Genomic DNA, 1,845 nt, shown 5'->3' on the forward strand with positions numbered 1-1,845 from the left:
TCTGTAGGAGGTGATCCAGCCGCAGATTCCCCTACGGCTACCTTGTTACGACTTAAGCCCCCTTGCGAAGCCCAGATTCGACCTGGGAATCCAGGCCTCATCCGGACCTCACTCGGGTGCTTTGACGGGCGGTGTGTGCAAGGAGCAGGGACGTATTCACCGCGCTCTTCTGAAGCGCGATTACTACCGAATCCAGCTTCATGAGGGCGAATTTCAGCCCTCAATCCGAACTACGACCACGTTTCAGAGATTACCGTCCGCTTTCGGGGTTGGAACCCGTTGTCGTGGCCATTGTAGCCCGCGTGTAGCCCAGCTCATTCGGGGCATGCTGACCTACCGTTGCCCGTTCCTTCCTCCACGTTGGCCGTGGCGGTCTCCGTAATGTACCCAGCTACCACGAGGGTACTGCTGGCAATTAGGGATGCGGGTCTCGCTCGTTGCCTGACTTAACAGGATGCCTCACGGTACGAGCTGACGGCGGCCATGCACCTCCTCTCAGCAGGTCTAGTAAGCTCATCACACTGACTGTCACTCCTGCTGTCGGAGCTGGTGAGATGTCCGGCGTTGAGTCCAATTAAACCGCAGGCTCCTCCGGTTGTAGTGCTCCCCCGCCAATTCCTTTAAGTTTCATCCTTGCGGACGTACTTCCCAGGCGGCTCGCTTCTCGTCTTCACTACAGCACAGCGCACACTCGTAGTGTGCGCCATACTTAGCGAGCATCGTTTACAGCTAGGACTACCCGGGTATCTAATCCGGTTCGTGACCCTAGCTTTCGTTCCTCACCGTCGGGTCCGTCTTCCTGAGGCGCTTTCGCCACCGGTGGTCCGTCCAGGATTACAGGATTTCACTCCTACCCCGGACGTACCCCTCAGGTCTTCCGGCCCCAAGCCAGGCAGTTTTCGCCGGACGCCCATCCGTTGAGCGGATGGATTTCCCGACGAACTTGGCTGGCTGGCTACGAACGCTTTAGGCCCAATAACAGCGGCCATCACTTGAGCTGCCGGTATTACCGCGGCGGCTGGCACCGGTCTTGCCCAGCTCTTATTCGTCGACCTTCTTACGGTCGAGAAAAGCGAGGACTATATGCCCTCGCACTCGGAGTCCCCTTATCGCACTCTCGTGCAGTGTAAAGGTTTCGCGCCTGCTGCGCCCCGTAGGGCCCGGAATCTTGTCTCAGATTCCGTCTCCGGGCTCTTGCTCTCACAACCCGTACCGATTATCGGCACGGTGGGCCGTTACCCCACCGTCTACCTAATCGGCCGCAGCCACATCCTATAGCGCGGGAGCGTTTGGTGCTTCGCTCACTCCAGAGCGGAAGCGGTATCCAGTATTAGCCTCAGTTTCCCGAGGTTATTCTGGTCTATAGGGTAGTTTGGCCACGTGTTACTGAGCTTTCTGCCACGAGTGTGAACTCGTGCGACTAGCATGGCTAAATCGGACTCCGATAGCAATGGCCTCCGGCAGGATCAACCGGAATGGTTGCCGAACCACGAAGGGTTCGGTGGGTCTCTGGCGGAAGCAACTGAATGCTAAATGTCCGTCAGTTCGACGACGCCAAACCAAATCGTTGGTCGGGTGTCACCGAACTACCAGGGCTAACATCAGATCCCATCGTGTACGGCGGACCGCAGGGGTGGAATCCTCATTTCCTTCGGACCTGAACGTTTGCTTCGATCGGTCTTAAACCCATCGAAGCGGGTTCGGTCCGAGATCGCGACGCGAGTTGAACGCGTCCCGAATCACGTCGTGTCGTTTGCTGCATTACGATTCGAACCGCCCTATTCATTTAAGGGCGTCGAACCGGGCCGGCCTTCGGCGGGAAGACCCCCGAAGGCTCGTGCACAT

The 1,845-nt window shown here is 57.8% G+C and carries 1 rRNA gene; it reads right to left on the minus strand.

The window, feature by feature from the left end:
- Positions 1–5: 5 nt before the first annotated feature.
- A 16S ribosomal RNA gene (locus EPY72_RS19070) occupies positions 6–1,477 on the minus strand.
- Between the last annotated feature and the right edge of the window lie 368 nt (positions 1,478–1,845).

This window comes from Halorussus marinus (assembly GCF_004765795.1).
Classification (GTDB): Archaea; Halobacteriota; Halobacteria; order Halobacteriales; family Haladaptataceae; genus Halorussus; species Halorussus marinus.